Origin of the sequence: Nonomuraea africana (genome assembly GCF_014873535.1) — a bacterium.
Taxonomy (GTDB): Bacteria; Actinomycetota; Actinomycetes; order Streptosporangiales; family Streptosporangiaceae; genus Nonomuraea; species Nonomuraea africana.
The window spans coordinates 6,481,725-6,507,780 of record NZ_JADBEF010000001.1 but is presented as its reverse complement, the minus strand read 5'-3'; the positions used below and the strand labels follow the sequence as shown (position 1 = coordinate 6,507,780).

The window sequence follows — 26,056 nt, the reverse complement described above, 5'->3', positions numbered from 1 at the left end:
GTTTTCTGGCATGGCGAAGAGAGCTCTTGGCGCTGGCGGGGTCAGAGGAGGATGCGGCGCCTGGCTCGGAACGGCACGGCGGCCGCGATGGAGGTGAAGAGGACCAGCAGGCCCCAGTGAGCGAGGTCCTGCCGCTGGAGGAGCTGGTGGTTCTCGGCGAGGACGGCGCTGGCGGGCAGCAGGTACGCCGCCGCGGCGATCGCCCACCGGGGATCGGCGGTGAGGTGACCGGCGTAGGCCGCGCCGCACAGCAGCGTGAGCTCGAGGACCACTCTGATCACCGCTGTGGGCGACCCGGCGACGATGTCCAGCCCCGCGGGGTCGGACCCGGCGACCAGCGGCACGGCCGCCAGCCACCACCACGAGCGGGTCCTCGGCCGCCGGCCCCTGGTCGCCAGGACCACCAGGCCGAGGACGATGAGCAGGTTGGCGGTCAGCGGGCCCACCGGGCCGCCGGTGCCGTACAGCGCCGGCCCCTGCCACAGCCCGTCGGGGAAGACGGGCAGCAGCGTGTCGTCCAGCCACGGCTGACCCATGGTGATCGCGGTGACCTTGACGGCGACGAGCCCGGCGAAGGGCAGTGCCAGGCGGGGCCGTCCGCGCAGGATCAGCAGGAGAGCGGTCACGGACAACCCCAGCCACAGCGGGATGCTCATGGCGTAGGGGAGGAGTACCGCGAGGTTGAGCACGGTCAGCGCCACGATTCCCAGATGCAGTCCGTCCACCCAGGCGGGCCCCTGTGCCGCCGTGATGATGCGGGTGCGGATCCCGCCGACGACCAGCGGTACCGCCTCACGAAGGGGAGGCAGCGCCTGGCCTGGCTTCGCGCTGTCCAGCAGGACGTCGAGGAGCTCGTCGCCGTAGTCGGCCCGGTAGCCGTAGGGGTAGGCCTTGAGCAGCCACCGGTAGCGCCGCTCGAGAGTGGTCATCCGAACGTCGCCCCGAGGCTGCGGCGGCCCGTGACCACGGCCGCGGCCTGCTGCATGCGCCTGGCCTCGGCCTCGACCATGCCGCTGCCCTCGTCGGTGATCCGGAAATAGCGGCGCTTGCGGCCGTTGACGATCTCCTCGCGCTCGACGACGATGACGCCGTTGGCGGCCAGCCGGTCGAGCGCGCCGTAGAGCGTGCCCACGGCCAGGGTGATCCGGCCCTGAGAGAGGTCGACGACCTTCTTGATGATCGCGTGTCCGTGGAGCGGGCCGTCCAGGAGTGCCGCGAGGACAAAGTAGGTCTGCTCACTCAAACCGGATGATCCCTTAGACATAGCCGAAAACGTACTTCGATCCGCGAAGTATCGTCAAGACCACCCCGTCATCCCGAACTCCGCGTCGATCCTCTTGAAGATCTCCTGCTGCTTGGGGAGGTAGGCGGCGTAGAAGTCCTTGCCGCACTCGAGGTCGTCGAGCGCGACCTTGATCTCCTTGGTGAGGTACGGCCTGGCCTCCTCGGCCGTGAGTGACGGCTCGTAGTACTGCCCGGGGGTCAGCTTGCTGTCGTCGATGTCGTCGGTCTTGCCGATCTCGACGACCTGCGCGCGGATCTCGGCCGTGCCCCGCTCGGCGATGGCGGTCGGGTTCGTCTTGCCCACCCGGTAGCCCTTGCCCTTCAGGCAGTCGGCCATGACCTGAGCCTTCTCGGCCAGCGAGGGGTCGGTGTCGAGCTCGCGCGCCAGCGCCTGGTCTCTCGCCTTCTCGGCCACGTCGTAGTGGTCGATCACCGACTTGACGTTCTTCCCCGTGACCTTCTTCAACGCGGCGGCGTAGCACGCGTCCTTGGCGCTCTGGTAGGCCTTGCGCTGTTCCTCGGAGAGCGAGCCCTGAATGGCCCAGTTCGGGTCGATGTCCGGGTTGTCGGGCTTGACCATCGGGTTGGGGTGCTCCTTGGGATAGACGTAGAGGGAGAAGTGCCCGAAGCCGTGCTTGGCGCGCTCGGCCCGCATCGACTCGTAGTCGCCGGAGGACGCCTTCTTCCGCTGGTCGCTGAGCTGGACCGGCGGCCTGACGTACGCGACGTACTTGAAGCCCTTCTGCTTCATGCACGTGGCCATCTCGGCCTCCTTGCGCTGCTCGACTCCCTGGCCGCCCGGGCTGGGCGCCGCGGTTTCCGCGGCGGTGCCGCCGCATCCGGCGACCAGGGTGAGGGCGAGGAGCGCCGTCACGCGCCTCACTGGCCGAACTCCGCGTCGACCCGGGCCTGGAGGGAGGTCCGCTTCGGACTGGACATGGGGTGGAACTCCTTACCGCACTCGAGGTCGTCGAGTGCCGCTCTGATCTCTCTGGTGAGGTACGGCCTGGCCGCCTCGGATGAGAGCTCCGGCAGCAGGGTGACACCCTTGACCGGCTCGATCTCGGGGTCCTGCTTCCTGCGGATGGCCTCCAGCTGGTCCGCGAAGACCTTGCGCACCGCCGCCGACACATGCGCGCCGCATCCGAGAAGGAGGATGAGAGGGACGATCGCGAATGATCGCTTGGGCATGGAGAGGACCATACTTCGTCAGGCGAAGTATGGTCAAGCGGGTCATTCCCGACGCCTGCCCTCTCTCGTGGAGTGCCCCTGCCCCGGGTGAGGGTGGGACACTGGCCGCATGGTGCTCGCGCGGGTGACCCTCGACGACGTGGTGGCCGCACGTGACCTGCTGGCAGGTGTGGTCGTGTCGACCCCCGTGCTGCGGTCGCGGGTCCTCTCGGAGATCGTCGGCGGCCCTGTGCACCTCAAGTGCGAGAACCTCCAGCGGGCCGGCTCGTTCAAGGTCCGCGGTGCCTACGTCCGCATCGCCAAGCTGACCGGCGACGACCGGCGGAGGGGCGTGGTCGCCGCCAGCGCGGGCAACCACGCGCAGGGCGTGGCTCTCGCCTCGGGCCTGGTCGACACGCGGGCGACGGTCTACATGCCGGAGGGGGCGCCGTTGCCGAAGGTCGAGGCGACGCAGGCCTACGGGGCCGAGGTCGTGCTCGGCGGCGAGAGCGTCGACGTGGCGCTCACGAGGGCGAAGGAGCACGCCGAGCGGACCGGCGCGGTGTTCATCCACCCGTTCGACCACCCCGACGTCATCGCCGGCCAGGGCACGATCGGGCTCGAGATCGTCGAGCAGCTCCCCGAGGTCGGCACGATCGTGCTCGGCATCGGAGGGGGAGGGCTGGCCGCCGGGGTGGCGCTGGCGGTCAAGTCACTGCGTCCCGGTGTGCGGATCGTGGGCGTCCAGGCGGAGCAGGCCGCCGCCTACCCCGCCTCCCTGGCCATGGGGGAGCCCGTCGTCGTGGATCCGTCGGGCACGATGGCCGACGGCATCGCGGTGGGCCGTCCCGGCGAGCTGCCGTTCGAGATGATCCACTACCTGGTCGACACCGTGGTGACGGTGTCGGAGGAGGAGATCTCCAGGGCGCTCGTCCTGTGCGTCGAGCGCGCCAAGCTTGTGGTCGAGCCCGCGGGCGTGGTGGGCGTGGCGGCCCTGCTTGCCCACCCGCACGCCTTCGAGCCGTCCGTGGTGGCCGTGCTGTCGGGCGGCAACATCGACCCGCTGCTGCTGTCGAAGGTGCTCAGGCACGGCCTGGCCGCCGCGGGGCGCTACCTGACCGTGCGGATCAGGATGTCCGACCGTCCCGGCGCGCTCGCGCGGCTGCTCGGCACGCTCGGCGAGCTGCGCGCCAACGTGATCGACATCGCCCACGAGCGGGTCAACGCGCGCATGCACGTCGACGAGGTCGAGGTCAAGCTGCAGGTCGAGACGCGCGGACAGGCCCACTCCGACGAGGTGCTCGGCGTGCTGGGGAACGAGGGCTACAAGGTCTTCGTCGGCTGAAGGGCCGATCCAGGCCTCGGGCGGTTCACATGCCGACCAGCGGGCCGTACTCGTCCATCACCCTGGCCTCCACCGCGGCCTTCCTGGGCGCGTAGCGGGCGTAGAACTCCTTGCCGCACTCCAGGTCCTCCAGCGCCGCCTTGACCTCGCGCTCCAGGTACGGCCTGGCCTCAGCGGGGGTGAGCATCGGGACGTAGTGGTAGCCCTCCTTGCCCTTCGGGAACTGCTTGTCGCCCATCGTGTTGGACTCGGCCCAGAAGGCGTCGGGCCCTCTCTTGGCCAGTGCCTCAGGCTTGGTCGAGGACACCTTGTACCCCTTGGCGGTGAGGCAGTCGGCGAAGCCCGCGGCGAGGGTGACCAGTTCGGGGTCGCCGTCGATCTCGCGGGCCTCCAGCCTGGCCGAGGCCGCGTTCAACTGGTCCACGGCGTTGTCCATGGTGGTGACGTCCTTGTTGAGCACCTCCTTGGCGGCCCTGCGGAGACATGTCTCCCGGGTCTTCTTGTAGGAGGCGAGCTGCGTGGAGTTCAGCTTCATCATGATCTTGTCGTTCGGGTTCTCGGGGATGTCGGCCTCGGCGCCTCCGGCCAGGGGATCCTTCGGGTAGACGTGCATGGCGAACACCCCGAAACCGTATTTCTGGCGATAGGCCCTCATGCCCTCGTAGGTGGTTCTGTCGGGCTTCGGCTGGCTGGGCTGGACGAAGGCGATGTAGGCGAAGCCCTTCTGCTTCATGCAGTCGGCCTTGATCTGCTCCATCCTGGGCCGGGGGTCGGCCCCTCGGGAAGGGGCGGGGGCGGCGGCCGGTTCGGCCGCGCATCCCGCGACGAGGGCAAGCGAAAGCAGCCATGTGGCATGGCGAGGCATGGAAATCTCCAGTTCAGTCGAGCGCGCGCGTGCGCGACCCGTCCGGCACGAGCGCCGCGACCAGGGTGAGGAATGCCAGCAGCCCCCAGTAGGCGAGGTTCTGGCGTGACTGGTAGGGAAGGTTCTCGCTGAAGGCGGCGGAGCTCGCCACCAGGTAGATCACGGCGGCCAGCGCCCAGCGCGGGTCGCCGGTCGTCCGGCCCGCCCACGCGGCCGCGGTCAGCGTCACGGTCTCGGCCGCGATCCTGACCAGGACCACGGGGCCGGGGTCCTCGAGCGACATCCAGGCGGGATCGGCCGCCGCCAGCAGAGGTACGGCCGGCAGCCACCACCACGACCGCCGCCTCGGCCGTTCCTCTCGCACGGCCAGGAAGGCCAGGCCCGCGCAGACCAGCAACGGCCCCGTGACCGCGGCGACAGGACCGCTCCTGGCGTAGAGCGGGTAGTGGGCTAGGAATCCTGGCTCGACGGGCAGCTGCGTGGCGTCGAGGAAGGTGACGCCGGTGCCCAGCGCCCACGCCTTGACCCCCGCCAGCAGCGCGAGCGGCAGCGCGTGCCGTACCCGGCCCAGGATCACGAGCGTCAGCGTGAGCGCGGACAGCGCGCACCAGGCGGGGATCGACGCCACGTAGGGCAGCAGCGCCGCCAGGTTGGCCACGCACAGGGCGGTGACTCCCAGATGCACCCCGTCGGCCCACATCGGGGCCGTGACGGCCTGCCAGACCCGCTCCCTGGCCCCGTTGACCAGCAGCCCAGCCGCCTCCTTGAACGGAGGCGTGGAACGCGCCGGGTCGGTGTGGCCGAGCAGGACGTCGAGGAGTTCCTCGCCGTAGGCCGAGCGGTAGGAGCGCGGGTAGGCCCGCATCAGCCGCCTGTAGCGCCGCTCCAGAGGGGTCACGCCGTGCCTAGGTCGGGCCTGGCTCTGACCAGCCCGGCTGCGTGGTGCATGCGCTCGGCCTCTGCGGCGGCGAGGGCCTTGCCGCTGTCGGTGATGCGGAAGTAGCGGCGGTTGCGGCCCTGCACGACCTCTTCGCGGTCGACGGCCAGGATCCCCTGCGCGGTCAGGCGTTCCAGGATGCCGTAGAGGGTGCTGATCGACGGCCTGACCCGTTCACGGGAGAGTTCGGCGACCTTCCCGACGATGGCATGGCCGTGCAGCGGGCCGTCGAGCAGCGCGGCGAGCACGAAGTACATGGGCTCGCTGACTTCGGTTGATCTTCGCGGCATGCCGGACAAGATACTGCGTTCAACGGAATCTTCACAAGGCGGGCTTGCCCTTGTCGAAGAGCCAGGCGTCGAAGAACTGGTCGAGCTCCTTGCCCGACAGCTTCTCCGCCAGCGCGATGAACTCGGGAGTCGTGACATGTCCGTACTTGTGGTCGTTTGCCCACGTCTTCAGGAGCGTGAAGAAGGTCGCGTCCCCGATGTGCTTGCGCAGCGCGTGGAGCGTCATGGCGCCACGCGTGTAGACCGACTCGTTGAACAGGTCTCTGGGCTGTGCCCGGCCCGGCGGGTAGGCCCACACCGCGTCGCTCGGCTGCCTGGCGTAGTAGTTGTCGAAGAGGGTCTGCGCGCTCGCCCTGCCCTTGTGCTCCGACCACAGCCACTCGGCGTAGGTGGCGAACCCCTCGTTGAGCCACAGGTCCTTCCACCGCTTGATGGACAGGCTGTTGCCGAACCACTGGTGGGCCAGTTCGTGGGCGATGATGGCCTCGTCGGGCTGGAAGCCGCCGTACATCGGCTTCGTCTGGTTCTCCAGCGCGTAGCCCGCGGGGAAGTCGTCGACCACGCCGCCGGTGGAGGAGAAGGGGTAGGGGCCGAAGACCGTGGTCCAGTAGTCGGTCACCTCGCCGGAGGTGGTGTAGAGGCCGTTGAGCGTGGCGCGGTACTTCGGATCGGCGGCGGCCAGGTTGGGGACGCCCTTCGTGGTCCGGCCCTCGCGCAGCTCGAACTTGCCGAGCGTCATGGTCGCCAGGTACGTCACCATCGGATGCCGCTCCGACCACGAGAAGGTGGTCCTGCCGCCGCTGGTGACGGGCTTCTTGGTCAGCTCGCCGTTGGCCAGCGCCGTCAGGCCCTGGGGAACGGTCAGCTCGAAGTCGAAGCGGGCCTTGTCGGCGGGATGGTCGTTGGCGGGGAACCACGTCTTGGCGCCGTTGGGCTCGCAGGTGACGAAGGCGCCGTCGGCGGTGGGGATGAACCCGTACGTGCCGAGGTTGGAGGAGTCCTTGACCGGCTGGGGCGTGCCCGCGTAGGCCACGGTGACCGTGAACGAGCCGCCCTTGGCCAGAGGTTCGGCGGGGGTCACCGACAGCTCGTCGCCACTGCGCGCGAACGTGGCCGGCCTGCCCGCCACGCTGACCTCGCTCACCTGGAGGCCGGACAGGTCGAGGTTGAAGCGCCGCAGCGGCTGCGTGGCCGCGGCCTCGATCGAGGCGAGCCCGGTGAGGTGTTTGGTGGCGGGGTCGTAGCCGATCTTCAGGTGGTAGCGGGAGATGTCGTAGCCGCCGTTCCCGTCGAGGGGGAAGTCGGTGTCGCCGATGCCGTGCGCACCCCACCCCTCGCCCGACTGCACGGGCGTGGGCGTCTGGGCGGTGGCCGAGGAAAAGGCGTCCCCGTTGGAGGGGGCGCAGGCGGCCACGCCCAGAAGGATGGCGAGCAGAGCGGAACGCATGGCCTAGTAGCCTACGCGAATGAATCGTCGCTGGTCAGGCATCTACGACAACGGTCTTGGCCGCCTTGTCGTGCAGGGCCTGCTTGCGCCGGTCGAACAGGATCCAACCATCGTCGACGATGCTCAAGCAGCACAGAGCGCTGAGCACGGCGGCGACCAGCTGGCTGATCGCCCACCTCTGACCAGGGCAAACCTCTACAGGTTGCCGCGGCGCTCCTGCTCGCGCTCGATCGCCTCGAACAGCGCCTTGAAGTTGCCCTTGCCGAAGCCGAGCGAGCCGTGCCGTTCGATCAGCTCGAAGAAGACCGTCGGGCGGTCCTGCACCGGCTTGGTGAAGATCTGCAGCAGGTAGCCGTCCTCGTCGCGATCGACGAGGATCTTGCGCTTCTTCAGCTCCTCGATCGGCGCCCGCACCTGGCCGATCCTGGCGCGCAGCTCGGGGTCGTCGTAGTAGGAGTCGGGGGTGTCGAGGAAGTCGACGCCCGCCGCCCGCATGTTGTCGACGGTGGTGAGGATGTCGTTGGTGGCCAGCGCGATGTGCTGCACGCCGGGGCCGCCGTAGAACTCGAGGTACTCGTCGATCTGCGACTTCTTGCGGCTGATCGCAGGCTCGTTGAGCGGGAACTTCACCTTGCGCGTGCCGTCCGCGACGACCTTCGACATCAGCGCGGAGTACTCGGTGGCGATGTCGTCGCCGATGAACTCCGCCATGTTGGTGAAGCCCATCACCCGCTTGTAGAACTCCACCCACTCGTCCATCTTGCCGAGCTCGACGTTGCCGACGCAGTGGTCGACCGCCTGGAAGAAGCGCTTGGCGGGCGGCTGCGTGATCGGCTCGGCCGCGCGGTAGCCGGGCAGGTAGGCGCCCGAGTAGTTGGAGCGGTCGACGAGGGTGTGCCGGGTCTCGCCGTAGGTGGCGATGGCCGCGATCACCACCTTCCCGTGCTCGTCCTCCATCGTGTACGGCTCGGCGAGCCCGCGCGCCCCCTGCGCGACGGCGTGCGCGTAGGCCGCCTCGACGTCGGGCACCTCGATGGCCAGGTCGATCACGCCGTCACCGTGCTCGGCGACATGACGCGCCAGGTCCGTGCCGGGACGAACCGAAGCGCGGAACTCGAAACGGGCCCCACCCGAGGTCAGGACGTAGGCCACCTCGTCCCTGCTGCCGTTCTCTGGGCCGCGGTAGGCCACCAGCCGCATCCCGAACGCGGTGGAGTAGTAGTGGGCCGCCTGCTTGGCGTTGCCCACGGCGAACACCACGGCATCCATGCCTTTGACCGGAAACACGTCGCTCATACGGCTAACTCTTGATTTGTATGGACGGCATGCGCAACTGTCACTTGAAATAGTGGACAATTTGTCCATGACCATCGACGAACTGGACGCCAAACTGCTCAGTCTGCTCGCCAACGAGCCGCGCCTGGGTGTGCTGGAGTATTCCCGGCGGCTCGGCGTCGCCCGCGGCACCGTCCAGGCCCGGCTCGACCGCATGATCGCCAGGGGGGTCATCACCGGGTTCGGGCCCGACGTCTCGCCCACCGCGCTGGGCTACGACGTGACCGCGTTCGTGACGATGGAGATCAGGCAGGTCAGCGGGCACGACCCGGTCGCCGACCGCCTCGCGCACATCCCGGAGGTGCTGGAGGTCCACACCATCACGGGCGGCAGCGACCTGCTGTGCAGGGTCGTCGCGCGCAGCAACTCCGACCTGCAGCGGGTCATCGACCAGATTGTCGATGTTCAGGGGGTTCTGCGGACCTCTTCGGTCATCGTGCTCGACACACCCGTCCCATACCGAGTTCTGCCGTTGGTCGCCGATGTCCCACGACGCGGCGTCCGCAAGCCCTAGCATCGTTACCGATCGTTTATTCTTGGCCTTCCGCCCAGCTGACGGGGGTTTGCTGAGCTTGCGATCGGGGGCGCTTGTGCGGATTGGTGGGGACAAGGGCATGCGGAAGCGACGCATCCTTCGCTACGTGGCCATCTCGTTCGGCGTCGGAATCGTCGCGTTGATCGGCCTGTTCGGGGTGGCGTGGGCGATGACCCCCATCCCCGACAGCACGCAGAAGGAAGCCACCGCCCAGGGCTCGGTGATCTACTACCGCGACGGCAAGAGCGTGCTGGCCAAGCAGGGCGTCAACCGTAGGAACGTCAAGCTCGAGCAGGTGCCCGAGCACGTGCGCGAGGCCGTGATCGCCGCCGAGAACCGGTCCTTCTACACCGACAGCGGCGTGTCCTTCAAGGGCACCGCCCGCGCCGTCTGGTCCACCGTCACGGGCAAGCAGCTGCAGGGCGGCTCCACCATCACCCAGCAGATGGTCCGCAACTACTACAGCGGCCTCAGCCAGGAACGCTCGATCACCAGGAAGTTCAAGGAGATCCTGATCTCCATCAAGGTCGACCAGTCGAAGTCGAAGGACTGGGTGCTGGAGCAGTACCTCAACACCATCTACTTCGGCAGGGGCGCCAACGGCATCCAGGCCGCCGCGCAGGCCTACTTCGGCAAGGACGTCGCCAAGCTGTCGGTGTCGGAGGGCGCCTACCTGGCCGCGGTCATCCAGCAGCCCAGCAGGTTCGCCGACCCGCAGGGCGCCGACCTCGACGCGGCCAGGACGAGGTGGAAGGCGATCGTCGACGCCATGGTGAAGACCAAGGCGATCACCGCCGACCAGGCGGCGGCGCAGATCTTCCCCACGCTCGGCGAGCCCAAGGCCGCCTTCAGCCTCAAGGGCCAGGACCAGGTCATGGTCGACAGGGTGCGCGAGGAGCTGCACGCCCGCGGCTACACCGACGAGGACATCAACGGCGGCGGCCTGAAGATCGTCACGACGTTCGACAAGGACCTCATGGCCGCGGCCGAGCGAGCGGTGAAGTCCGTCGTGCCGTCCGGCACGCCGAAGAAGGTCCGCACCGGCCTGGCCGCGGTCGATCCCGCGACCGGCGAGGTCGTCGCCTTCTACGGCGGGCGCAAGGACCAGTCGTGGGACAACGCCTTCTCCGCCAAGGTGCAGGCGGGCTCGACCTTCAAGCCCTACACGCTGGCGGCCGCGCTCGACAACGGCTACAGCCTGTCCACCACGGTCGACGGCAACTCACCCATCACCGTGCCCGGCGCCTCCCAGCCCATCCCCAACGACAGCGGGCGCTCCTACGGTCACATCGACCTGGTGCGGGCCACCCAGAACTCCGTCAACACCGCCTTCGTCGACCTCGGCCAGAAGGTCGGCCTGGACAAGGTGGCCAAGACCGCCGAGCTGGCGGGCATCCCCGCAGGCCAGCTCCAGCCGCACCAGGCGGCCGCCTCCTTCCCGCTCGGCGTCGCCTCGGTGAGCGCCGTGCAGAACGCCTCGGGCTTCGCCAGCCTGGCCAACGGCGGTGTCCACATGGAGACGCACGTCATCAAGTCGGTGACCGACACCTACGGCAAGAAGAAGGTCGTCAAGCCCAAGGCCACGATCGTGGTGAGCAAGCAGGCCGCCGCCGACACGATCTACGCCATGGAGCAGGTCGTGAAGTACGGCACCGGCACCGGCGCCCGCCTCTACGACCGGCCCGTCGCCGGGAAGACCGGCACCACCGACAGCTCGGGCGCCGTCTGGTTCAACGGCTTCACGCCGCAGCTGGCCACCGCGGTCAACATGTTCCGCGACGACAACAAGACCGTCGAGATCCCCGGGTACGGCGTGCAGTTCGGCGGCCAGCTCCCCGCGCGCATCTGGAAGGCCTTCATGACCGAGGCCCTCGCCGACGAGCCGGTCGAGCAGTTCCCCGAGCCCTCCGACCACGGCTACGGCTGGGACGACTACCGCGACGGCGGCGACGACGTCGGCAACGGCTACGACCAGCGCGACAACGGCGACTGGACCGAGCGGTGGCGCGACGAGGGACGCGGTGACGAGGAGTTCGGCTCGCCGCCGCCCTCGCCGCCCGACTCCTCGACCCCCGACACGCCGACCATTCCGGAGGAGACCGACAGGGGCGACGCCAACTCCGAGGAGGAGCAGCAGTCGGATCAGCAGCCCGCCCGGCCGGATTCGAACGCCACGTCCGGGCCCGGCGAGCTGGACGACACCTCAACCCCGCCAGGCCGCTAGCTCCTTCCGCAGGTCGGCGGGCGTGGTCACCGGCAGCCGGCAGGTGAACCCCCTGCAGACGTAGGCCGCGGGAGCCCCTTCGACGGGCCCGCGCCCCTTCAGAAGCGGCACGACCGCCCCAGCCCCGTCCGGCGCGGTTCCCGTCTCGGTGCCGAGGGCCACGACCAGGCCGGGGACGTCGGCGAGCAGCGCCGCCCTGTGCAGCGCCGCCGTGCGCGGGTCGTCCCCGGGCCCGACCACGGCCACCTCGACGGGGCCCGCGAGCGCGGCCCGCGCCACGGCGAGCCCCCACCCGGCGAACCTGGCGTGCCCTCTGGCCAGCACGGAGACCGTGCCGAGCGCCGCCTCCGCCGCCTCCCTGTGCCGGGCGGAGCCGGTCAGCGCCGCATAGGACAGCAGCGCCCCCGCGGCGGCGAACTGGCCCGATGGGGTGGCGTTGTCGGCGGGGTCCTGCGGACGCTGGAAGAGCCGCTCGGCGTCGTCCGCGGTGTCGAAGAAGCCGCCCCGGCCGTCGGCGAACCGGTCGAGCACCACGTCGAGCAGGCGGCCGGCCAGCTCGAACCAGGGGGTCTCGCCGGTCACGCCGTAGAGCGCGATCAGGCCCTCCGCCAGGTTCGCGTAGTCGTCGAGCACTCCGGCGTTCCGGCCTGGCCGTCCGTCGCGCGAGGTCCTGAGCAGCCGGTCGCCGGTGACGTGCGTCTCCGCCAGGAGCGTCGCGGCCGCGCGGGCCGCCTCGACCAGGTCGGGACGCTCGAAGACCGTTCCGGTCTCGGCGAGGGCGGCGACGGCCAGGCCGTTCCACGAGGCGACCACCTTGTCGTCGCGGCCGGGCCGTACGCGCTGGTCCCTCGCGGCCATCAGCCGCGCGCGCACCCGCGCGAACCTGGCGGGGTCGTCGGGGTCCTCCAGCAGTTGCAGCACCGAGGAACCGTGCTCGAAGGTGCCCGTCACCTCGAACAGGTCGACGGCCCAGTCCGCGTCCTCGCCGAGGACCTCACGCAGTTGCGCGGGCGTCCAGACGTAGAATCTGCCCTCCTCGCCCTCGCTGTCGGCGTCGAGCGCCGAGGCGAACCCGCCCTCGGGCGTACGCATCTCGCGCAGCAGCCAGTCGGCGGTCTCCAGCGCCACCCTGCGGGCCAGCGGCGCGCCCGTGGCCCTCCACCAGTGCGTGTAGACCCTCAGCAGCAGCGCGTTGTCGTAGAGCATCTTCTCGAAGTGCGGCACGACCCACTCCGCGTCGACGCTGTAGCGGGCGAACCCGCCGCCGAGCTGGTCGTAGATCCCGCCGCGCGCCATCGCCTCGAGTGTCCTGCCCGACATGTCGTGCTCGCCGCTTCTCAGCAGGAACTCCAGCACCATCGACGGCGGGAACTTCGGCGCCCCGCCGAAGCCGCCGCGCGCCGGATCGAAGGACTGCTCCAGATTCCGGACGGCCAGCTCCAGCGTCTCCGCCGTCGGCAGCGGGCCGCTCGGCAGGGTCGCGCCGCTGTTGAGCGCCTCGACGACCTTCGAGCCCTGTTCGAGCACCTGCTCCCTGTCGCCCGTCCACGCGTTGTGCACGCCCACCAGCAGCCGCTGGAACTGCGGCCTCGGGAAGTAGGTGCCGCAGTAGAACGGGTGGCCCTCAGGAGTGGCGAAAACGGTCATCGGCCAGCCGCCGTGCTGCGTCATGGCCTGCGTGGCGCTCATGTAGACCGCGTCGACGTCGGGCCGTTCCTCGCGGTCGACCTTGACGTTGACGAAGTACGCGTTCATGAGCCGCGCGGTCTCGTCGTCCTCGAAGCTCTCGTGCGCCATGACGTGACACCAGTGGCAGGCCGAGTAGCCCACCGAGATCAGCAGGGGCACCTCCCGCCGCCTGGCCTCCTCGAACGCCTCCTGTCCCCACTCGAACCAGTCGACCGGGTTGGCGGCGTGCTGCTGGAGGTAGGGGCTGGTGGCGTGCTGCAGCCTGTTCATACGACCAGCCTCTCACGCGCGCGGCCGTCACCGGAGGTCGCGCGGAGCCTCGACGGCAGCCCTCGACGGCAGCGCTGCCTCTTCGACTGATGGGCGCGGTGGGGCGTAGGTTACGGAGCGTGGACCTAGACTTCGTGAGCGCTCACGCCGGGCGCCCCGCCACCGGACTGACCCGCAGGGATGTGGCCCGCGCGCTGCTGGCCGTACCGTCGGGGGTGGCTCTTGTGGCCATGCCCGACCTGCGCAGAGCCATGCTGGCCGTGGGTAACCCGCTGTCGGCCACCTTCTGGGAGAGCGCCAGGGCCACGCTCAGCGCGATCGAGTCGGGCACGGCCACCGTCGGCGACGTGCAGCGCTGGCTTGAGGCGACGGGCAGCGAGCCCATCCTGCTCACGCCCAGCTACTTCGTCTGGCCGGAGGAGGACGAGCGCGGTCCCGTCGCCGAGGAGATGCACGCGAGGTTCGTCGCCTACCTGGAGGAGCGCATCGAGGCGGGCGAGATCGACCCCGACCTGCTGGCCAAGGGCGACAAGGCGGCCCGCGCCGCCTACGAGGAGCTGCAGGAACACTGGCTCAACACCCCGCTGCCCGACGGCAGGGTGCCGAGCGTGGTGGTCGGCGACGAGCAGGACGAGGAGCTGTTCGCCGCGTGGGACGAGGAGGAGGCCTACGCGCTGGCCGAGCTGCGGCGGATCATGTCCGAGCTGCCCAAGCGGCCCGAACTGCCCGAGGCCGAGCTGAGTCAGGCCGCCACCAGGCTCCGCGAGCTGCTCGCCTTCCCCGGCTACCCGGGCAGCGTGCTGCGGGCCTGCGCGGGCTTCGAGGGCGGGCTCATCCCGGACGACGACCGCGAGCTGTGGCTCAGGGTCGTCGCGGGCATCGCCGGGCCCATCTCCGACCTCGACGACGACGGGAGCGAGGAGGAGGACGAGCTCGACGAGGAGCTCACCCACGAGGAGGCGGCCCTTGCCGCCCTGTGCGCCATCCACCACGCCGACTGGCTCGCCGCCGTGGCCGCGCTGGCCAGGCTCGGCCCCGGCGTGCTCGCCTCCCCTGAGCGCATCTCCAGGCTGATCGCCGAGTCCGAGGACATCACGGTCGACATGGACGACCCCGACGACCTCGACACCACGGAGACCCTCTTCACCCACGTGACCGCGCTGTGGGCCTACCTCGGCATCGTCGACGAGGACGACGTGCTCACCCCGCTGGGCTGGTGGGGCCTGCCTGAGGCGCTGGAGCGCGCCTGGTCGCCCGACGACTGAGCCGGCTCGGCAGCCACCAGTTCCATCTGCCCATGACCGAGACCAGGGCGGGCAGCAGCAGCGCGCGCACCAGCGTGGCGTCGAGCAGGATTCCCAGGCCCAGCGCCGTCGCGAAGAGCTTGACCTGCAGGATCGGCGCGGCGGCCAGCGAGGCGAAGGCCAGGAAGAGCACCAGGGCCGCGCTGGTGACCAGCCGTCCCGTGCTTCCCAGCCCCCGGACGATCGCCTGGTCGGTCGAACCCGTCCTGTCGTACTCCTCGCGCATCCTGGCCAGGATGAACACCTCGTAGTCCATGCTGAGGCCGTACAGGAAGGCGAAGATCATCGCGGGGACGAACTCGTCGATGGCGCCGAGCGCCTGGATGCCCCACACCGGCTCCGAGCCGTGGCCCTCCTGCCAGACCAGCACCAGCGCGCCGATGACCGCGGCCAGCGACAGCAGGTTGAGCAGCACGGCCTTGAGCGGGAGCACCAGCGACCTGAATGCGAAGGCCAGCATCAGGTACGTGGCCAGCGAGACCAGGACCAGCATCGGCGGGAAGGCGCCGTAGACGGACGCGGTGAACCCAATGCTCTGCGCGACCGCGCCGCCCACCCTCGCCCCCGGGGGTGCGGAGGCCAGCACGTTCTCGACCGTCGCCGTGCCCTCGTAGTCGGGGATCACCTCGATCAGCCCGGGGGCCGCCACGACCGCCGTCTCCACCCCCGGTACGGCCCGCAGCACCGGCAGCGCCGACTCGGGCGCGAGGACGGGGATCGGGGACAGCGCCCCCGTAGGCAGCCCCGCCTCGCGCATGCCTGCCAGCGTCTCGTAGGCGGGGCCGCTCCTGGCCAGGGAGTCGCTGGTGGGCTCGCCCAGGTTCAGGCCGAGGGCGGCCGACGACAGCGCCACCAGCAGGCCCGTCGAGACGAGCAGCGCGGGCCACCTGAACCTGATCACCCGGCGCGCCCAGCCGGCCCACCGCGACGGCTTCGGCCGGCCCCTGTCGATCCGCGGCCCGACGGTGGCCAGCAGGATCGGCAGCAGCGTCAGCACGGCCGCCATCGACACCAGCGGGATCACCACGCCGCCCAGGCCCACGGCGCGCAGGAAGGGCACCGGCAACACCATCGTCGCGACCAGCCCGATCGCCACCGTGGCCGCGCTGAGCGCCACCGCCCTGCCCGCGGTCGCCATCGCCCTGCGCACGTCGTGGCCCTCCTCCCTCCACCGGGTGACCAGCAGCAGCGAGTAGTCGATCGCGATCCCGAGGCCCATGAGCGCGACGATGTACTGCACGACACCGCTGACGTCGGTGAGGTAGGTCAGGCCGTACACCGCGAGGAAGGCCGCCAGCACCGCCGCCGCGGCGATCACCAGCGGCACGACGGCCAGCGGCGAGCCGAACACGAAGGCCAGCACCACCAGCGCGCCGACCCCGCCGATCAGGATCTCGGCGACGAGGCTGATGCCACCGCCGCCCTCGGGTTCGAGCGCCTCGAGCCCCGTCACCCTGACGTGCGGCCCGAGGATCTGGGTGATCTCCTCGGTCAGGTCGCCGTCCTGGGGCGGGTAGAGGAGGGCGTAGGTGGTCCCGCCGTCGTCGGAGGCGAAGGCCGGATCCGTGACCACCCTGCCGAGCGGGGCCAGCCTGGCGAAGTCGACGGGCTCGGTGGCCACCGCGACCAGCGGGACCAGGCCGCCGCCGTACGTCCTCATGATCTCCTGGTTGGCCTCGTAGGCGGGCTGCCCAGGTGCGCCGAACCGGGCGCCGAGCCGGTCCTGGACGGCTGCCGCCGCGAACGTTCCGGCCAGCGCGACCGCCACCCAGGCGAGCACGACGGCAAGCTTGTGCCGCAGCACGAAGTCGGTGAGTCTCTCCATGGCGTCCAGTGGATCTTCGAGATCTTCAGCGGCCGTCCGTCCGTTCTGAGAGTTCTCTAAGAACGGTCGACCAGACTGGAGCGCGTGAAGGCTCGCATTCTGGTGGTGGACGACGAGGAGAACCTCGCCGACCTGGTCGCGATGGCGCTGCGCTACGAGGGCTTCGAGGCGGTCACCGCCGGCACCGGCGCCGCCGCGCTGGCCAGGGCCGCCGACTTCGGTCCCGACCTGATCGTGCTCGACGTCATGCTGCCCGACATCACCGGGGTCGAGGTCTGCCGCAGGCTGCGCAGGCAGGCGGTCCACACCCCGGTGATCTTCCTGACCGCCAAGGACGCGCACGAGGACAAGATCACCGGGCTGACGTCGGGCGGCGACGACTACGTGACCAAGCCGTTCAGCCTGGAGGAGCTGATCGCCAGGGTGCGGGTGGTGCTGCGCCGTACCGGGCCGTCGGCCAGCGCGCGCCTGGAGTTCGCCGACCTGTCGCTGGACGAGGACCGCTACGAGGTACGGCGGGGCGGCACGCTGGTCGAGCTCACCCCGACGGAGTACAAGCTGCTGCGCTACCTCATGGTCAACGCGGGACGGGTGCTCACCAAGCAGCAGATCCTCGACCACGTGTGGGACTACGACTTCGGCGGCAGCGACGGCGTCGTCCAGACCTACGTGAGCTACCTGCGCCGCAAGGTCGACTCGGGCGATCCCCAGCTCATCCACACCGTGCCGCGCGTCGGCTACGTCCTCAGGCTGCCGCGATGAGCCTGCGCAAGCGGCTCACCTGGACGGTGCTCGCCCTGCTGGCGGCGGGGCTGATCATCGTCCCCGCGACGACGTTCGCCGTCGCCCGCGACTTCCTCAGCGACAGCGCCCGCGACCAGCTCGCCCAGGTCGCCGCGCGGCTGGAGCCGGCGCTCGCCGGTGGCCGCGCGTTCGCCGCGGACGATCCCCTCACCGCCGCCCTCGGACCCGGGTTCATCCAGCTCCGCGACAGGGGCGGCGAGGTGCTGCAGACCGTCTCCCAGGGCGCCGACCCCGACCTCGGCGCGCTGCGGCTGCCCGACCGCGGCGGCTGGTCGTTCTCCAGGGACGGCGGCTTCGGCCCCGCGGGCAAGGCCGCCAAGGGCTGGTGGCTGCGCGCCTCATGGCTGCCGGACGGTCGCCTGCTCGTCCTCGGCATGCCGGCCTCGGGCTTCGACGACCTCGGCGGACGGCTCACCGGCGTGCACACCACCATCACCGCGCTGGCCCTGCTGGTTCTCGGGTTCCTCGCCTACCGGATCATCAGGCGCGCCGTACGCCCGCTGGAGGAGATCGCGGCGACCGCCAAGGCCATCGGCGAGGGCGATTTGGCCCGCAGAGTCGAGCCCGCGGACGACAGGTCGGAGGTGGGCCGCCTGGGACTGGCCCTGAACGCCGCCTTCCACCAGCGGATCGTTTCCGAGCAGCGGCTGCGCAGGTTCGTCGCCGACGCCTCGCACGAGCTGCGCACCCCTGTCGCGGCGATCAGGGGCTACGCCGAGCTGTTCCGGCGGGGCGCGGCCGGCCGTCCCGCCGACCTGGCCCTGACGATGCGCAGGATCGAGTCGGAGGCCACGCGCATGGGCGTGCTCGTGGACGAGCTGCTCCTGCTGGCCCGCCTCGACCAGGGGAGGGCACTGGAGCCCGCGCCCGTCGACCTGGGCGTGCTGGCCGCCGAGGCGGTGGCCGCCGCACACGCGGTGGATCCCGACCGGCCGCTGACGCTGGAGGTGGACGACGTGGTGGTCGAGGGCGACGCCGTACGGCTGCGCCAGCTCATGGACAACCTGCTGGCCAACGTCCGGCGGCACACGCCGAAGGGGACGCCCGCGACGGTGCGGGTCAGCGAGGGGGAGAGCGTCGTCATCGAGGTCGCCGACGCGGGACCGGGCCTGCCGGCCGAGCAGCTCGACAGGGTCTTCGAGAGGTTCTACCGGGTGGATCCCGCCCGCTCCCGCGACCAGGGCGGCGCGGGACTCGGGCTCGCGATCGTCGCCGCCGTGGCGAAGGCCCACGGCGGCACCGCGACAGCCTCCTCACCCCCGGGTCAGGGGGCGAGGTTCACCGTCACGCTTCCTCGAGCAGACCCTGGTACTCGGGATGCCGGCTGATGTACCTGGCCACGTAGGGGCACAGCGGGCGCACCTTCAGCCCGGTGTCCCTGCTGGCGTCGAGCGCGTGAGCGACCAGCTTGCCGGCCAGCCCCTGCCCCTCGAACTCGGGCTTCACCTCGGTGTGGGTGAAGACGATCGTGGCGGGCAGCAGCTTGTACTCGGCGAACCCGGCGAGTTGTCCATCGACATGGATCTCGAACCGGCTTTCCGCTGAGTTGTCCAGAATCTTCACTTCTTGTCCAGGTCGGCCTCGTGGGGAACCTCGATCTTGGAAATCTGCTTGTTCATCGACTTGATGAGAAGGAACAGCGCGAATCCCATGAGGGCCACGACGGTGAAGCCCAGGATTCCAGGGCTCACGTCACCTATGGCGAAGTACGTCACGCCTCCAGCTTACTTGCAGGCACCAGCGGTCTCCTCGGCGTGTATGCCCGCGAACAGGTCGTCCTCGGGAAGCGTGGTGTCGACGAGAGACCTGGCCAGGTGGTAGTCCTCGGTCGGCCAGATCTCCTGCTGCAACTCCCTCGGGCAGACGAACCAGAACCCGTCGGGGTCGACCTGCGTGGCGTGCGCCATCAGCGCCTCGTCGCGGATTGCGAAGTAGTCGCCGCACGGCACCTTCGTGGTGACGGGCCACTTCTGCGGCCGGTCCTCCCACCGGGAGATCCAGTCGGCGTAGGGCGAGCCGATGCCGCGCTCGTTCATCGCCTCGTGCAGCGCCTCGAACCGCTCCTTGGTGAAGCCCATCTGGTAGTAGAGCTTCAGCGGCTGCCAGGGGTCGCCGGCGTCCGGGTAGCGGTCGGGGTCGCCCGCGGCGTCGAACGCCTCGACCGAGACCCTGTTGGTCATGATGTGGTCGGGGTGCGGGTAGCCGCCGTCGTCGTCATAGGTGAGGATCACGTGCGGCCTGAACTCGCGCACGGCCGCCACCAGCGGCGCCGCGGCCGCCTCGAGCGACTGGAGGGCGAAGCAGCCCTCGGGCAGCTCCTCCTCCTCGCTCTCGGGCAGCCCCGAGTCGACGAAGCCGAGGAAACGCTGCTGGACCCCGAGGATCTCGCGCGCGCGATCCATCTCCTTGCGCCTGACCTCGCCGATGTTCTCGACGATCTCGGGCCGGTCCATCTTGGGGTTGAGCACCGAGCCCCGCTCGCCGCCCGTGAGGGTGCAGACGAGGACGTCGACGCCTTCCGCGACGTAACGGGCCATCGTCGCGGCGCCCTTGCTCGACTCGTCATCCGGGTGTGCGTGGACGGCCATCAGCCTCAGCGGTGCGCTCACTGGCTCGCTGTCTCCTCAGTTCGGACCGGTTCACTCGCCACAAGAGGTTTACTTCTCTTGGGCGGTCGCGGGGGCGGGCCCCCGACAGGCGACAATTGTCTCGGACAACACCGGGGAGTGCAGGGAGATTCCGTCATGGCCACCAGAGATGTCGAGAACGGCCCCGTTCTCGGCACACCGGACGACTTCAGCGACCGTCCCGAGCGGCAGGGCAGGTTCGTCGTCCATGTCGTGATCGCGATCCTGGTGGCGATCGTCGCGGGGGGCTGGGGCTACGTGATGTGGACCGCGACCGGCCAGGCCACGGTTCCGCAGCAGGTCGTCGCCTTCGACGCGAGCGATCCCGGCTCCGCCCAGATCACGTTCGAGGTCCACAGGCCCGCCGGCAAGGGCGTGGTGTGCCGCCTGCGCGCGACCGACGCGAACCATGTGGAAGTCGGCAGCAGAGAAGTAAAGATTCCCGCTGGTGAGGGGTATATCCGACTGAAAGAGCGCCTGGACACCAGTGCTCAGGCCTCGTCAGTCCACATCCAGGCCTGCTATCTCGTATAGTGAGACATTTGGGGAAGCGGAAGGCGAGTAAGGTTGTTAGTCTTTCGCAATTCGCCAACCCAAGTGAACTCAGGGCCCCCTAAGGAAGCAAGGAGAACCCGTGGCCGACTCTCGCGATGAGAACGTCACCTGGCTGACACAGGAGGCGTACGACCGCCTCAAGGAGGAGTACGACTACCTCTCTGGCCCGGGTCGCGTTGACATCGCCAAGAAGATCGAGGCCGCTCGCGAGGAGGGCGACCTGAAGGAGAACGGCGGCTACCACGCGGCCAAGGATGAGCAGGGCAAGATGGAGGCCCGCATCTTCCACCTCCGTCAGCTCCTTGACAGCGCCAAGGTCGGCGAAGCGCCCAAGACCGAGGGTGTGGTCGGTCCCGGCATGACCGTCACGATCCGCTTCGAGGGTGACGACGACGAGGTCACCTTCCTGCTGGCCTCCCGCGAGGAGACCGGCGCGCCGATCGACGTCTACTCGCCCAAGTCCCCGCTCGGTGCCGCCATCAACGGCAAGAAGATCGGGGAGAAGGCGACCTACGCCATGCCCAACGGCCGTCAGAACACGGTCGAGATCCTCGAGGCCGTGCCGTACATCGGCAACTGACTCCCGAAGAGATGATCCGCCGGGCCCCTGGCCCGGCGGATTTTCCGCATGCCCGCGGCGGCATCAGGCAGGACCTCTCCTTCCTGGTGAACGGCGGGCGGGGGCGCAGGCGCAGGAAGGTGGAGGGCCGCAGGCTGGTGCCGTTCATCTCCGTGACGCTGGCCTTGGTGATCGCCGCGGACCTCGCGTTACTCGGGGAGTTCTCCGCCGCACCCGCTGACTCGGGCGCGGGCACCGTGACGGCCAAGAAGCTCGCGCCGCAGGAGCACCTCGTGGCAAGGAGCGAGGTCGCGCCACCTGTGCGGCCGCTCGGCAAGCTCCACGAGCCGAGCGTGTTCGTGGTGACCCGCAAGCCCCTGCAGCGGGCCACGATGGAGAAGGTCGTCAAGATCAGGGGCATCAGGGCGGTCGAGCTGGCCGACGCCGCCTCCGTCACGATCGACGGCAAGCGCGTGCAGACGCTCGGCGTCGATCCCTCCAGTTTCCGGTCCTACACCCCCAAGGTGACCGCCGCCTCCGACGGCCTGTGGGCCAACGTCGCGGGCGGTGACGTCGCCGTCTCGTTCGTGCTCGGCAACGACGGCGGGCTCACGCTGGGCCGCAGCGTTCCTGGGCCCGGCGGTCAGCTCAGGATCGGTGCCTACGCGACCATGGGCATGGGCGCGGTCGACGCGGTGCTCTCCAGGGAGAAGGCCCGCTCTCTCGGCTTCCCGCAGAACAACGCGATCGTGGTGAGCGCCCCCAAGGCCGACACCACCGCCCTCCGCAGGGCGCTGCTGCGGGTGCTGCCGAAGGGCTCGCAGGTGGCGGCGATCAATCCGGTGCTGGCGGCGCCGAAGAAGCAGGTCGCGCAGTGGAGCTCGGGGTCCTTCATGTCGGCCCCCCAGCTGACCACGGCGCTCCAGGCGGCGGCGGGCAAGCTGGGCAGGCCATACGTGTGGGGCGCCGAAGGGCCCGACACCTTCGACTGCTCGGGGCTGGTGCAGTGGGCGTTCGCGCAGGCGGGGGTCCGCATGCCGCGCGTCACCCACCAGCAGTGGGTGACCGGGCCGCAGGTGCCGCTGTCGCAGGTCCAGCCCGGCGACCTGGTCTTCTGGCGGAGCGATCCCACCAATCCCGGCTACATCTCGCACGTGGCGATCTACTGGGGCAATGGCAAGGTGCTCCAGGCCCCCCGCACGGGTGACGTGGTGAAGATCTCCCCGCTCAGCACCCGCAATCTGGCCGGCATCGTGCGGGTCAGCCCGGCCGTGGCCGCGCGCGTCCGCTAGACGGAATCCCGGTAGGACGATCGGGGCTGGCACTTGCCTCGCTGGTGTGTAATTCTGATTACATGGATGCTGATGAAGCAGTCGCCCAGCTGCGTGGGTGGTTCACCGGGCGCCTTCCCGAGGACTGGTTCGAGGGCCCCCTCACCATCGTCCTCGACAGGGAGGAGATCGCGGTCCTGGGAGCGCTCCCCGAGCCGCCTGCCGAGTCGTCGGACGTCGAGCGGGCAGCCATGATCGACGGCCTGATCAGGCGCTTCCGCGAGGAGACGAGGGAGCGCCGCATCGAGATCGCCGCCGAGGCCGAGCGGAAGTTCCGCCGCAAGGTCTCGTGGGGCGTCACCTGCGGCGGCGAGACGGTGATGTTCACCACACTGTCCGTGCCCGTCATGACCCGTCTGCGCCAGTCCGAGCGCCAGGTCCTCGACACGCTGGTGGCCGCCGGCGTGGCCCGCAGTCGCAGCGACGCTCTCGCGTGGTGCGTACGGCTCGTCGGCAAGCACACCGACACCTGGCTGGCCGACCTGCGCGACGCTCTGCAGCACGTCGACAGGGTGCGTGCGGCGGGTCCGCAGGGAATGGACTGAACCAATCGGGGAATTGGTGTAGACCTTTCATTCTGGTCTGGACCAATTACATTTCTTTAAATCGCTTCTCGGTGGGTAGGGACCCTCTCCATCAAGGCCACAGCCTGCGCAAAGGTCTACTCCAATTCGCCTTTGTCGGTATTGGTCGTTAATGATGACGTGGCCCAGATAAGAGTGGAGGAGCCGCCGCCGTGTCCCTTTCCGTGGAAGTACACGCCCCGACGACCAACCAGGAATTGGTCGACTGGGTGAACGAGATCGCCGCCCTGACGCAGCCCGCGCGGATCGAGTGGTGCGACGGCTCAGAGGCCGAATGGACGCGCCTGACGAACCTGCTCGTCGACCAGGGCACCTTCACCCGCCTGGCCAAGCGGCCCAACAGCTTCTACGCCAAGTCCGACCCCAGCGACGTCGCGAGGGTCGAGGACCGCACGTTCATCTGCTCCGAGCGCGAGGAGGACGCCGGGCCGACGAACAACTGGATCGCGCCCGCCGAGATGCGTCAGACCTTCGGCGAGCTGTTCAAGGGCTGCATGCGGGGCCGCACGATGTACGTCGTGCCGTTCTGCATGGGTCCGCTGGGCGGGGAGATCTCCCAGCTCGGCGTCGAGATCACCGACTCGCCCTACGTCGCCGTGTCCATGCGGATCATGACGCGGATGGGGGAGAAGGCACTGCGCCTGATCGAGGAACGCCAGGAGTTCGTGAAGGCGGTCCACTCCGTCGGCGCGCCGCTGGAGGAGGGCCGGCAGGACGTCCCGTGGCCGTGCAGCAGCACCAAGTACATCAGCCACTTCCCGGAGACCCGCGAGATCTGGTCCTACGGTTCGGGCTACGGCGGCAACGCGCTGCTCGGCAAGAAGTGCTATGCGCTGCGCATCGCCAGCGTGATGGCACGCGACGAGGGCTGGCTGGCCGAGCACATGCTCATCCTGAAGCTGACCCCGCCGCAGGGCGAGACCCGCTACGTCGCCGCCGCGTTCCCGAGCGCCTGCGGCAAGACCAACCTCGCCATGCTGCAGCCGACCATTCCGGGCTGGAAGGTCGAGACGATCGGCGACGACATCGCCTGGATGCGCTACGGCGCCGACGGCAGGCTGTACGCGATCAACCCGGAGGCCGGCTTCTTCGGTGTCGCGCCCGGCACCGGTGAGACCACCAACGCCAACGCGGTCAAGACGCTGTGGGGCAACAGCATCTTCACCAACGTCGCCCTCACCGACGACGGCGACGTCTGGTGGGAGGGCCTCACCGACGAGCCGCCCGCGCACCTCACCGACTGGAAGGGCCGCTCGTGGACCCCGGGCTCCGAAGAGCCCGCCGCGCACCCGAACGCCCGCTTCACCACTCCCGCCTCCCAGGCGCCGACCATCGCGCCCGAGTGGCAGGACCCGAAGGGCGTGCCCATCTCGGCCATCCTGTTCGGCGGCCGTCGCGCCACCGCGGTGCCGCTGGTCACGGAGTCGCTGAGCTGGCAGCACGGCGTCTTCCTCGGAGCCAACGTCGCCTCCGAGAAGACCGCCGCCGCCGAGGGCAAGGTCGGCGAGCTGCGCTACGACCCGTTCGCGATGCTGCCGTTCTGCGGCTACAACATGGGCGACTACTTCGGCCACTGGCTGGCGATGGGCCGCCGCGAGGGTGCGAAGCCGCCGCGCATCTACTACGTCAACTGGTTCCGCAAGGACGACGCGGGCCGCTTCATCTGGCCGGGCTTCGGCGAGAACAGCCGCGTGCTCAAGTGGATCGTCGAGCGGCTGAACGGCGAGGCGGAGGCGGTGCCCACGCCGATCGGGCTGGTGCCGAAGACGCTCGACACCGAGGGCCTCGACCTGGCCGAGGAGGACCTGCGCACGCTGCTGACCGTCGACCGCGAGGTCTGGCGCGAGGAGGCGGCGCTGATCCCCGCCCACTTCGAGAAGTTCGGCGACCACCTGCCCAAGGAGCTGTGGAGCGAGTACGACGCCCTGCTCGACCGGCTGTGACCGGACGGCCATGCCGGGCGCGCGTCTCCGGCATGGCCGGTCTTCCTGAGAAGGCCGCCCGTAGGGGAAACTTTTACCGGGGCGCCACGCGTCTTCTTGGTACACGGGGCATCGTCCTCCTTCCCCTCAGGGAGGCAGTACATGGATCTCCTCCTCCTTCTCCTCGCGCTGGTCCTGATCGCGGCCGTCAACGGCGCCTCCTCGGCCCTCAGACGTGAGCACGGCAGGGTCCGCGCGGTCGCGGCCAACGCCGGTCCGGGCGAGCTCGGCCACTACGAGCTCGCCTACCTCGCCGGAGGTCCCAGGCGGGTGGTGAACACCGCGATCGCCCTCATGGCCAGGGCGGGCGCGCTGCGCGTGTCGCGCGGTGGCACGCTCCACCTCGTCGCCTCGGCCTTCTCGGCCGATCCCGTCGAGCGGGCCGTCCTCGACGCGGTCCGGGCCAGGCCAGGCGGCGTCTCGGCCGGGGTGGTCCGCCACGAGGTCGGGACCGGGCCGGCGATGGAGGATCTGCGCCATCACCTCATGACCGTCGGCCTGCTCGTGCCCGACGGGTCGCTGGTGCCGGTCAGGTCGCGCCTGAACCGGCTCACGGTGCTGGCCTGCCTGTCGGGAACCGTCGGGCTGGTCACGGCGGCGCTGATGGTCACGGGCGCCGTCCCCGTGGGTCCGCTGGCGTTGGCGACCCTGCTCATCTCCGCGATCCTCGCGATCAGCGGGCTGGTGGCGGCCGCCAGGCACCGCCGCGCGCTCGGCAACGTCCTCAGCACGGCGGGCCAGGCCGAGCTGCTCAGGGCCCAGCGACTGCACGTGCGGGGCGCCTCCCGGTCGCACGCGCCCCAGCTGGCCTTCGCGGTGGGCGTGCCCGTCGCCCTGTACGGCCTGAGCGAGCTCGACGACCCCGCCCTGCAGCAGGAACTGCAGTCCGAGGAGGAGCAGGGCCACACGGCCTCCTCGGGCGGTTGCGCGGGAGGATCCTGCGGCGGCGGCTCGGGGTCCGACAGCAGCTACGGCGGCGCCGACTTCGGCTCGTCCGCCTCGTGCTCGTCGGGCGGCGGCGGCGGAGGAGGCGGTTCGGGCTGCGGCGGCGGCGGTGGTTGCGGCGGCGGCTGCGGCGGCGGGTGACCCAGCAC

27 protein-coding genes are annotated in these 26,056 nt (G+C 69.9%); 12 read left to right on the top strand and 15 right to left on the bottom strand.

Annotation, left to right across the window (positions count from 1 at the left end; translation table 11 throughout):
• Nucleotides 1–41: 41 nt before the first annotated feature.
• From H4W81_RS30780 to H4W81_RS30765, 4 genes are read right to left on the bottom strand one after another with little or no spacing between them, the layout of a single operon-like run.
• Entirely contained in the window at nt 42–929 is an 888-nt protein-coding gene (locus tag H4W81_RS30780) for a hypothetical protein (RefSeq protein WP_192778021.1), read from the bottom strand.
• Nucleotides 926–1,243 carry a PadR family transcriptional regulator gene (locus H4W81_RS30775; protein ID WP_225958867.1) on the bottom strand — a complete coding sequence of 106 codons (318 nt, stop codon included), beginning with the start codon at nt 1,241–1,243 and terminating at the stop codon, nt 926–928. Before H4W81_RS30775 ends, H4W81_RS30780 begins: the two co-directional genes overlap by 4 nt.
• A gap of 54 nt (nt 1,244–1,297) precedes the next feature.
• Complete coding sequence (locus tag H4W81_RS30770; protein ID WP_192778019.1) at nt 1,298–2,167, bottom strand: hypothetical protein; 870 nt, start codon at nt 2,165–2,167, stop codon at nt 1,298–1,300.
• Entirely contained in the window at nt 2,164–2,475 is a 312-nt protein-coding gene (locus tag H4W81_RS30765; RefSeq protein ID WP_192778018.1) for a hypothetical protein, read from the bottom strand. The genes H4W81_RS30770 and H4W81_RS30765 overlap by 4 nt, the downstream gene beginning before the upstream one ends.
• Nucleotides 2,476–2,584: 109 nt before the next feature.
• On the opposite strand from H4W81_RS30765, the gene ilvA reads away from it, so the two are divergent.
• Nucleotides 2,585–3,799: a threonine ammonia-lyase gene (gene ilvA, locus H4W81_RS30760; RefSeq protein ID WP_192778017.1), complete on the top strand. Its 1,215-nt coding sequence runs from the start codon at nt 2,585–2,587 to the stop codon at nt 3,797–3,799.
• Nucleotides 3,800–3,824: 25 nt separating this feature from the next.
• On the opposite strand, the gene H4W81_RS30755 is transcribed toward ilvA, so the two are convergent.
• From H4W81_RS30755 to hppD, 6 genes are all read right to left on the bottom strand, one after another.
• Complete coding sequence (locus tag H4W81_RS30755; RefSeq protein ID WP_192778016.1) at nt 3,825–4,664, bottom strand: hypothetical protein; 840 nt, start codon at nt 4,662–4,664, stop codon at nt 3,825–3,827.
• Nucleotides 4,665–4,677: 13 nt separating this feature from the next.
• The gene (locus H4W81_RS30750) at nt 4,678–5,562 is read right to left on the bottom strand and encodes a hypothetical protein (RefSeq protein WP_192778015.1); all 885 of its coding nucleotides are present in this window, start codon (nt 5,560–5,562) and stop codon (nt 4,678–4,680) included.
• Nucleotides 5,559–5,891, bottom strand: coding sequence for a PadR family transcriptional regulator (locus H4W81_RS30745; RefSeq protein ID WP_192778014.1), 333 nt, complete (start codon nt 5,889–5,891; stop codon nt 5,559–5,561). The genes H4W81_RS30750 and H4W81_RS30745 overlap by 4 nt, the downstream gene beginning before the upstream one ends.
• Nucleotides 5,892–5,922: 31 nt before the next feature.
• Nucleotides 5,923–7,338 (bottom strand): M1 family metallopeptidase, encoded by a 1,416-nt coding sequence (locus H4W81_RS30740; RefSeq protein WP_192778013.1) that lies wholly within the window; start codon nt 7,336–7,338, stop codon nt 5,923–5,925.
• Between the two features lie 34 nt (nt 7,339–7,372).
• Nucleotides 7,373–7,465 carry an RDD family protein gene (locus H4W81_RS47765; RefSeq protein ID WP_225958866.1) on the bottom strand — a complete coding sequence of 31 codons (93 nt, stop codon included), beginning with the start codon at nt 7,463–7,465 and terminating at the stop codon, nt 7,373–7,375.
• Nucleotides 7,466–7,533: 68 nt separating this feature from the next.
• Entirely contained in the window at nt 7,534–8,634 is a 1,101-nt protein-coding gene (gene hppD / locus H4W81_RS30735) for a 4-hydroxyphenylpyruvate dioxygenase (protein WP_192778012.1), read from the bottom strand.
• A gap of 67 nt (nt 8,635–8,701) precedes the next feature.
• Between hppD and H4W81_RS30730 the strand changes: the two genes are divergently transcribed.
• Together H4W81_RS30730 and H4W81_RS30725 are read left to right on the top strand one after the other, a co-directional pair.
• Complete coding sequence (locus H4W81_RS30730; RefSeq protein WP_192778011.1) at nt 8,702–9,187, top strand: Lrp/AsnC family transcriptional regulator; 486 nt, start codon at nt 8,702–8,704, stop codon at nt 9,185–9,187.
• A 100-nt stretch (nt 9,188–9,287) separates the two neighbouring features.
• Complete coding sequence (locus tag H4W81_RS30725) at nt 9,288–11,432, top strand: transglycosylase domain-containing protein (protein ID WP_192778010.1); 2,145 nt, start codon at nt 9,288–9,290, stop codon at nt 11,430–11,432.
• Here the strand turns inward: H4W81_RS30725 and H4W81_RS30720 are convergent.
• On the bottom strand, nt 11,412–13,391 hold the full coding sequence (locus H4W81_RS30720) for a thioredoxin domain-containing protein (RefSeq protein WP_192778009.1): 1,980 nt from the start codon (nt 13,389–13,391) through the stop codon (nt 11,412–11,414). The two genes, H4W81_RS30725 and H4W81_RS30720, sit on opposite strands and share 21 nt — an antisense overlap.
• A 119-nt stretch (nt 13,392–13,510) precedes the next feature.
• Between H4W81_RS30720 and H4W81_RS30715 the strand changes: the two genes are divergently transcribed.
• Complete coding sequence (locus H4W81_RS30715; protein ID WP_318782052.1) at nt 13,511–14,656, top strand: hypothetical protein; 1,146 nt, start codon at nt 13,511–13,513, stop codon at nt 14,654–14,656.
• Here H4W81_RS30715 and H4W81_RS30710 read toward each other — a convergent pair.
• On the bottom strand, nt 14,592–16,520 hold the full coding sequence (locus H4W81_RS30710; protein ID WP_192778007.1) for an MMPL family transporter: 1,929 nt from the start codon (nt 16,518–16,520) through the stop codon (nt 14,592–14,594). The two genes, H4W81_RS30715 and H4W81_RS30710, sit on opposite strands and share 65 nt — an antisense overlap.
• Before the next feature lie 75 nt (nt 16,521–16,595).
• On the opposite strand from H4W81_RS30710, the gene H4W81_RS30705 reads away from it, so the two are divergent.
• Entirely contained in the window at nt 16,596–17,282 is a 687-nt protein-coding gene (locus tag H4W81_RS30705; RefSeq protein WP_225960364.1) for a response regulator transcription factor, read from the top strand.
• Nucleotides 17,279–18,652 (top strand): sensor histidine kinase, encoded by a 1,374-nt coding sequence (locus tag H4W81_RS30700; RefSeq protein ID WP_192778006.1) that lies wholly within the window; start codon nt 17,279–17,281, stop codon nt 18,650–18,652. The genes H4W81_RS30705 and H4W81_RS30700 overlap by 4 nt, the downstream gene beginning before the upstream one ends.
• Here the strand turns inward: H4W81_RS30700 and H4W81_RS30695 are convergent.
• From H4W81_RS30695 to mca, 3 genes are read right to left on the bottom strand one after another with little or no spacing between them, the layout of a single operon-like run.
• A complete protein-coding gene (locus H4W81_RS30695; protein ID WP_318782050.1) occupies nt 18,609–18,887 on the bottom strand; it encodes a GNAT family N-acetyltransferase in 279 nt (92 codons plus the stop codon). The genes H4W81_RS30700 and H4W81_RS30695 overlap by 44 nt on opposite strands.
• Nucleotides 18,884–19,039 carry a hypothetical protein gene (locus tag H4W81_RS47760; protein ID WP_225958865.1) on the bottom strand — a complete coding sequence of 52 codons (156 nt, stop codon included), beginning with the start codon at nt 19,037–19,039 and terminating at the stop codon, nt 18,884–18,886. Before H4W81_RS47760 ends, H4W81_RS30695 begins: the two co-directional genes overlap by 4 nt.
• A 9-nt stretch (nt 19,040–19,048) precedes the next feature.
• Nucleotides 19,049–19,933, bottom strand: coding sequence for a mycothiol conjugate amidase Mca (gene mca, locus H4W81_RS30690; protein WP_318782049.1), 885 nt, complete (start codon nt 19,931–19,933; stop codon nt 19,049–19,051).
• A gap of 135 nt (nt 19,934–20,068) precedes the next feature.
• Here mca and H4W81_RS30685 point away from each other — a divergent pair, with 135 nt between their 5' ends.
• The 6 genes from H4W81_RS30685 to H4W81_RS30660 all read left to right on the top strand — a co-directional run bounded on the left by H4W81_RS30685 (nt 20,069) and on the right by H4W81_RS30660 (nt 26,048).
• Nucleotides 20,069–20,485, top strand: a complete 417-nt coding sequence (locus tag H4W81_RS30685) for a DUF4307 domain-containing protein (RefSeq protein ID WP_192778005.1) — start codon at nt 20,069–20,071, stop codon at nt 20,483–20,485.
• 100 nt (nt 20,486–20,585) lie between these two features.
• Nucleotides 20,586–21,086, top strand: a complete 501-nt coding sequence (gene greA / locus H4W81_RS30680) for a transcription elongation factor GreA (RefSeq protein ID WP_183655289.1) — start codon at nt 20,586–20,588, stop codon at nt 21,084–21,086.
• A gap of 11 nt (nt 21,087–21,097) precedes the next feature.
• Entirely contained in the window at nt 21,098–22,357 is a 1,260-nt protein-coding gene (locus tag H4W81_RS30675) for a C40 family peptidase (RefSeq protein ID WP_192778004.1), read from the top strand.
• A gap of 62 nt (nt 22,358–22,419) precedes the next feature.
• Complete coding sequence (locus H4W81_RS30670) at nt 22,420–22,941, top strand: hypothetical protein (RefSeq protein WP_192778003.1); 522 nt, start codon at nt 22,420–22,422, stop codon at nt 22,939–22,941.
• Between the two features lie 191 nt (nt 22,942–23,132).
• The gene (locus H4W81_RS30665) at nt 23,133–24,923 is read left to right on the top strand and encodes a phosphoenolpyruvate carboxykinase (GTP) (protein WP_192778002.1); all 1,791 of its coding nucleotides are present in this window, start codon (nt 23,133–23,135) and stop codon (nt 24,921–24,923) included.
• Between the two features lie 141 nt (nt 24,924–25,064).
• Entirely contained in the window at nt 25,065–26,048 is a 984-nt protein-coding gene (locus H4W81_RS30660; protein WP_192778001.1) for a TIGR04222 domain-containing membrane protein, read from the top strand.
• The last annotated feature ends 8 nt before the right edge of the window (nt 26,049–26,056 follow it).

Bases quoted from the DNA above. Each gene is read 5' to 3' on its own strand.
- H4W81_RS30780 (WP_192778021.1), bottom strand. From the start codon at position 929: ATGACCACTCTCGAGCGGCGCTACCGGTGGCTGCTCAAGGCCTACCCC.
- H4W81_RS30765 (WP_192778018.1), bottom strand. From the start codon at position 2,475: ATGCCCAAGCGATCATTCGCGATCGTCCCTCTCATCCTCCTTCTCGGA.
- ilvA (WP_192778017.1), top strand. From the start codon at position 2,585: ATGGTGCTCGCGCGGGTGACCCTCGACGACGTGGTGGCCGCACGTGAC.
- H4W81_RS30755 (WP_192778016.1), bottom strand. From the start codon at position 4,664: ATGCCTCGCCATGCCACATGGCTGCTTTCGCTTGCCCTCGTCGCGGGA.
- H4W81_RS30745 (WP_192778014.1), bottom strand. From the start codon at position 5,891: ATGCCGCGAAGATCAACCGAAGTCAGCGAGCCCATGTACTTCGTGCTC.
- H4W81_RS30740 (WP_192778013.1), bottom strand. From the start codon at position 7,338: ATGCGTTCCGCTCTGCTCGCCATCCTTCTGGGCGTGGCCGCCTGCGCC.
- hppD (WP_192778012.1), bottom strand. From the start codon at position 8,634: ATGAGCGACGTGTTTCCGGTCAAAGGCATGGATGCCGTGGTGTTCGCC.
- H4W81_RS30730 (WP_192778011.1), top strand. From the start codon at position 8,702: ATGACCATCGACGAACTGGACGCCAAACTGCTCAGTCTGCTCGCCAAC.
- H4W81_RS30725 (WP_192778010.1), top strand. From the start codon at position 9,288: ATGCGGAAGCGACGCATCCTTCGCTACGTGGCCATCTCGTTCGGCGTC.
- H4W81_RS30720 (WP_192778009.1), bottom strand. From the start codon at position 13,391: ATGAACAGGCTGCAGCACGCCACCAGCCCCTACCTCCAGCAGCACGCC.
- H4W81_RS30710 (WP_192778007.1), bottom strand. From the start codon at position 16,520: ATGGAGAGACTCACCGACTTCGTGCTGCGGCACAAGCTTGCCGTCGTG.
- H4W81_RS30700 (WP_192778006.1), top strand. From the start codon at position 17,279: ATGAGCCTGCGCAAGCGGCTCACCTGGACGGTGCTCGCCCTGCTGGCG.
- H4W81_RS30685 (WP_192778005.1), top strand. From the start codon at position 20,069: ATGGCCACCAGAGATGTCGAGAACGGCCCCGTTCTCGGCACACCGGAC.
- H4W81_RS30675 (WP_192778004.1), top strand. From the start codon at position 21,098: ATGATCCGCCGGGCCCCTGGCCCGGCGGATTTTCCGCATGCCCGCGGC.
- H4W81_RS30670 (WP_192778003.1), top strand. From the start codon at position 22,420: ATGGATGCTGATGAAGCAGTCGCCCAGCTGCGTGGGTGGTTCACCGGG.
- H4W81_RS30660 (WP_192778001.1), top strand. From the start codon at position 25,065: ATGGATCTCCTCCTCCTTCTCCTCGCGCTGGTCCTGATCGCGGCCGTC.